The organism is Bradyrhizobium sp. LeoA1Lang, assembly GCF_055413685.1.
On sequence record NZ_JBVAPG010000282.1, the window covers coordinates 1 to 5728 of the forward strand.

At 60.3% G+C, this 5728-nt stretch carries 2 protein-coding genes and 1 pseudogene; 1 reads left to right on the forward strand and 2 read right to left on the reverse strand.

Annotation, left to right across the window (positions count from 1 at the left end; translation table 11 throughout):
• Positions 1 to 451 precede the first annotated feature (451 nt).
• On the reverse strand, positions 452 to 685 hold the full coding sequence (locus ACZYOF_RS41635) for a S1/P1 nuclease (protein WP_165421509.1): 234 nt from the start codon (positions 683 to 685) through the stop codon (positions 452 to 454).
• 748 nt (positions 686 to 1433) lie between these two features.
• Here ACZYOF_RS41635 and ACZYOF_RS41640 point away from each other — a divergent pair.
• Positions 1434 to 3713 carry a hypothetical protein gene (locus tag ACZYOF_RS41640; RefSeq protein WP_463719380.1) on the forward strand — a complete coding sequence of 760 codons (2280 nt, stop codon included), beginning with the start codon at positions 1434 to 1436 and terminating at the stop codon, positions 3711 to 3713.
• A gap of 158 nt (positions 3714 to 3871) precedes the next feature.
• Here ACZYOF_RS41640 and ACZYOF_RS41645 read toward each other — a convergent pair.
• A pseudogene (locus ACZYOF_RS41645) lies at positions 3872 to 4003 on the reverse strand (AhpC/TSA family protein); the annotation flags it as partial.
• Positions 4004 to 5728 lie beyond the last annotated feature (1725 nt).

Sequence of the window (5728 nt, forward strand, 5' to 3'; positions counted from 1 at the left end):
AGCGGCAGCGAAATAAAACGCGAGACCGCATCAAATGGATGTTCACAACCGACAAAGCCCGCGCCAAACTCCGCCGCGCCTATCCCGCTGCAGCCAAAGAGTCAAAACCACTGTGATGAACCACTAGATCTGATTGTGAGGTAAAGCTCCCGCGATCGTTAGGTGCTGGATCAATGACGCAAGCCCCTCAGGAGCGCAGCCACCCGGTCGATCTCGCCTCCTTGCGTTTCTGATCATAAATAGCACAGCACGGCATTGATGTGAATCAATCGAGCAAGTCATACGCACGCGCTCGCGGAAGAGAAAAAAATGCGCCCGATCAGGACGGGGTGCACGAGGGTTGCAGCGTTGGTCGCCGCCAGGGAAGCCGACATCTAGTGCGCGCTTGGTCTGCCCGCCCTTCATCGAACCAGAGTTGCGCGAGGTCAGCATCCGGATCGTAGGTTGATCATCATCCGGTATCCACGAAATGCCATCCTGCCGTATCCTTATGGTCGGCACGGTACTCGTCAGCCCAACTGGCGATCGAAGCAAGTGTTACGTTGGGGTGATCAAGAGCAGGAGCTTCCTGCGCAAGCAGGCCCTCGATTTTGCCGAGCGTGGCGGGATCGAGCCGTCGCCGTGCGATCTCGCGACAATTGCATGGCCTTCCTGCCCCAGGACCAGGCCTGCGAGACCGACACAACGAGCACGAGCCACGCGAGCCAGACAGCTCTCATAGCCTTTGCCCACAGCCTTCACTCGATCTACCACAAGTCGTGCGCCTTCATGATTGCAACTACATCCGGGCGAGAGGTCGAAATACCATGCGCAAGACCAAACATCGCGGCATCGGTCGCGTCGCCGCCGATTTCCTGCTCAATCTGATCGCCTATAATCTGATCCGCATCCCCAAACTGGCTGCAGCCTAGCCAGCCCAGACCTAGCCTCCCGGACGCGCCAGCCCAACGAGGCCTCCGCAACAGAAAAAAAAACGCTTCATTCCTCACGTTTTTCAGCAGACTGCTAGCGCCTCCTCAGGGAGGACGACAGAAGGCCTTAAGAGAAAGCATCAGTTTCCGGCCAGAACGTTGCAGAACGCCATATCCAGCCTCCGGAATTCGTTACCGCCTTCGGCAGCCTTGGCACTGGATCTCGTATAGGTCCGAAGATGCGCGTACAGGTGCTCCCATGAATGGTAGTTCGCAATCTCATGGGACCTCCGTTATCCGCCCCGGCTTTGCGCGATGAGATGGATTCGCAATCTGCCGGGCTCTCGAACCCGGTCCTCAAACGTGCTGCATATGAGCTTCACCAGGGCAGCTTCCATGGAATTGGAACGATGGTCATTCGGATTTTCTTGTGCGTCCGGGAGAACGACCTTCGTCAGCCAATCGTCAGCCAGGTGCTCTATCCAGATAGGCTGCGCATTCTCGACTGTATCGGAGATGAATATGACGGGCATTGGCCGACCTGGCAAATCGCACGTTGGGACTGCAGGAGCCGACAGCGCGGGGGGATCAAGCAATGCGCCCTCGGATTCCAGTCTCGCCCCTGGGGAAGGCAGCCAATCTTTCGACTCCGTCCTGGAGCGGATGCGCTCCGGGCCTCAAGGTGCAACGGCGCCACTCGCCAGCCACCCGCCAACATCGCGTCTGGCAGTCCCCGTTTCCTCGAGGGGCGACGAGATCAAAGCAACAAAGCGGAAAATGGACAGCCTGCTTGAGGAATTTGAGGCTTGTCGTAATGCGGCCAAGCAAGTCCAGGACTCGTCACAGCTGCAAGAGCTGATCGATCAAGTCGTCAAGGCAGGCTCAACAGTTCTGGAGTACTACGCGAGTCTGCCCCCAGATTTGGCACGTAGCATTGTGCCCGACGATCAGGCTCGCCGAATCCGCGACGTGGCACTCGAGGCGGCGGAAGAATGCAACATGCTGGCCACCCGGACCATCTACGCCTTGGAGAAGAGCAGGAAGGGTGCGGCATCCGTGCTCGACGCGCTCCGCAAATCCAACGCTTCGCCCGACCAGCTCAGCCGAGCGGTTTCCACTGTGGCGAAACAGTACTTGGCCTGCATAGAGTGGTGGGGAAAGAAGGCATTGCGCTCGGAACGGATGCAGTCCGTCTGCGCGGCCACCGCCAACCTACCAAGTACAACGCCCCGGATGCGGCAGGGCGAAGAGGCGGCACTGCGGCTGCACGCCGGCTGGGCACTCAATACGAAGTGCATGCATCTGCAATCGCGGATCGCTCTCGCGCAGCTCATGATTGAGCAGCAGGCGAGCGAGTTCGAACCAGCCGTGAGAAAAATCCTCATTGGTGAGAACGGGCGGGCGCGTCTGCTCGGAACCTTCATCGAGGATGTTTTTCCGGCATTCGTCTCGACGTCCGACGCTGTTCTATACAGCAAAGGACAGGCACTCGACGCAGAGCACTGCGCCGTTCTGGAAGGAGTCATGGAGCGGCTTTCGGAATTTGCGTCGGCGTCGCAGGACGACATCGTTGCCAAGCTAAGCGACGTTGGAACAGGTGCCCACCTCCCAGTGGAACTGTTGGACCAGATCGTGGAAGGCGCGTGGCTCACTGCGAACGAGGTCATGCGGTTTCTGGCAGTGCAGCCGAAGATGCCGGCCAACATCGCACCGCCGGCCGAGGCTGGAGCTTCGACACCGGCGAGCACTACCGGCAGGGCTGTTGCGGCCGAAGGCACTGCAGCGCGCAGGAAGGGGAAAGGCAAGCGCACGCCCGCCGCTTGCGCCGGGAGTTCGGCGGCTGGGCGGCCGGAGCCGCAGGTCGCGACCGCCGGCATTGGCACGGCGCCAGCAGCCAAGGTTCTCGTGCTCTCCGATCTGGGTACGAAGAAACTCGCGAGCGCGGAGGAGGCACATGCGAGGGCGTCATCGTCGGCGACCGGACACTTGGCGATGTGGCAGGCTCCCCCGTCGAAGGAGGCACTGACGCGAGTACTCAAGCGGTTGGACGAACTTTTGCAATTCGATCTGCCCGGTCAGCAAAGGGCCATCTCGCAAGCGCGCCAGATGAAACCCGAGGACGCCGACCACATCGTGGACACCGTCGTCGAGCGCCTGCAGAAGCAGGCCGCCGAGATGCAGGCCTGTGTAGCCGCGTTGGAGGAGCCTCGTCGACGCGGCCTACTCACGCCTGCGCAAGTGAGCGAAGTGCACAACAAATTAAACCGGCTCAAGGTGATGTTGTCCGAGGCACAGGGGCTGGCAAAGACTTTGCAGGACCGAAAGGCCAAAATCAGGATCGATTGCATGAAGACCTACGCCTTTCCGTCGCAGAAGTACCTTGAAGAGCTGCGGGCGGCTGAGGAGTTGGCGCCTGCGGATCTACCGCGCGCGTTGAAGGGCGAGCCAGGGACGCTGTTCGAGATCAAGCTGCAGGGTAAGGCACGGCGCAATGGTGCGATGCCCAGTCCGATGTGGGTGCACATTCATACGAAACGGCCGGTACATGCCTGGCAGTTGGCGACGCTGGATGACGCCGAATTCGCCGCTTGCCACGTGAAGTCGAATGAACAGCGCGGCTACAATCGGCACTGGCAGAACGCCCGAGCTGCGACGGGTCACGAGAACGTCGTGATCCATCGCGGCAAGCTAACCCCTGCATTCTGTAAGTCCTTGTTGAGCACCGCAGTTAGCGGCCACCCACCCTATTGGCTTGCCGAGGCGGAGCACCGGTCGACGCAGGTTGCTCGACACGGGATGTAGTTGGGGTATGGCACGACAATCACGGAGGGCGTATTGCCTTATGAGTCGGTGACATCGCGCTTTGGCCGGAGAACAAGCCATTCTTGTCGTGTGGCAGGCTCGTACCATCTCAGCCCAGGACAAGATGGCAGGATTGCACGCCAAAACACGCTAGCATGTTAGGCTGCAACTTGGGAGGCGGCCGACATCAGCTCTTCGGGGCTCGGCCGCCCGAAGATGCGATGGCCGCCTTCGGGAACTTCGGTAAAGCTCCAGCGCACAATCCCCTCCCGGTCGATCAGGGAATTCCCCAAAGAAGAATTTCGTAAGAATAACTCTGCCGCTTGCTGGGCAGGACTTTTGCTTGGCTCTGGCTAAGCGAAGCCAAATGATGCAGCGTGGTCTCGACTGGACGCACCGCCTCCGCAAGATCGCCGATGACACCTGGCACGTCTCCGCGGATACCCCGACCAAGGCGGCCTTACTCCGCCAGCTTTGTTTCGATGTACGCGTTCGGCGAAGGAGCGGCGATCCCCCATTACCGCATTGGCGTGGGCCAGAATGTGTTGCTGAACAAACCGAAGGCCGCTCTTGCGGGCCCTCGGCAGGGTGACATCCCAGTATTCGTTAATGGCCCTCTCAGCCAACGGGATGCGGTTCAGATCGCCTTAGCGATCAACCTGCGCAGGATTCCTAAGCAAGTTTCCAAGTGGGGCATCGGTCGAAGACTTATTGATTTTCGAGTCTCTCGGCGTGTTCTGCGAGCTTTTGCCATTCATCGGCGAGGCGTTGCCACGACTCCTTGTCGAGCGGGCGGCTCGCTCGCTCCGCCTGCGCACGGCAATCCTCGGCCTTGGCGCGGTAATAGGCTGAGTTATTTCGAGGCATATTCCGCTCCAGGTCATGTGCCCCAGCGCGACCGTTGGGCGCGCCGGGGCAGTGCTCCCTCTCGGCCGACCGTGGGGTCAGGGGGCTGAAGCTCGATCAGCAAAGAGGTCGCACATGAGCAAAGGCATCTCAGTGAACTGCTGGAGCCTGAGAATGTCGCCTTCGTCAGGCTCACTCCTGCAGGCGTCTTCGGTTGAAGCGAGCACCGGTAGCTGTGCGAGCCTCGGCCATTCATCGGAACGCCGCAGTAGTCGCTGTTTGTCGATCGGACCAGCCGTCTTTGCACTGCTGCCGACATTGCTCGGCTCGCGCGGATGATTTCTGCATGATCGGCCATAGCATCTCGTAGCTCTCAATGGCCCGAAGGGCCACTCGGCCTATCAGCAACGTAGCGCGGCTAATTCACTTTGGCTTTGATTTAGATCACCTTCCCGCGATGGTCGCAGCCCGCTGCAAGGGTCGGTTGCTGCCCTTCACACCCGTAGCAGTTACAGCAGGATTCCAGCACCGCCCGCACGGCAAGCCGCGGTAAGACAGCGGTGTCCGATTGGCCCCGGCGGCCAGAGCCAGTATCTTTTCGGCTAGGCATGCCTTCAACGATGACGTCCGCTTTGCTTCGGGCACCATCCGGACAGCATCGTCCAGCACACCTCGCAGCACGACACACGCTTTAACTTGCGGCTCATGGCGCTACTCCAGCAAGACAAAATCTGTCCATGCCGGCTCCAGCCTGCCCAGCCGGTGGTCCGGAGGCAGGCCCCGCGGAACTTGGCCTCGGATGGGCCTCTTTCGCCGAGTGAGCGGGGCCGTCGGTTTTTGGGGACAGGTCACATCGGCGAGTACAAAAAATGTGAGTCGGTCATGTGACAGGCGCTTGCGGACGCCAGTTGACGCCCCTGATGTCGGAAGCTCCAGGCCGCGCTGTCGTCGGCTGGCGTTCGCCACACACGAACAGCCCCTTCGCGGGATCCCCCGCGCAAGGTGTCAGTGCCGTCGGCGGGTGCTGCCTGAAAGTTGGTGGTTAGCATTACAGTTGTCTTTTTGTTTTGAAGTGCGCGCGCTGGGCGGCGGCCTGGTGAGCTCTACGCCAAAGTGACCATGCGATGATGTGTGCGGGTTGGATTCGCTTTCGAGCGAGTCTGATGGCG

Coding starts and splice junctions, on each gene's coding strand:
- ACZYOF_RS41640 (WP_463719380.1), top strand. CDS start 1,434: ATGACGGGCATTGGCCGACCTGGCAAATCGCACGTTGGGACTGCAGGA.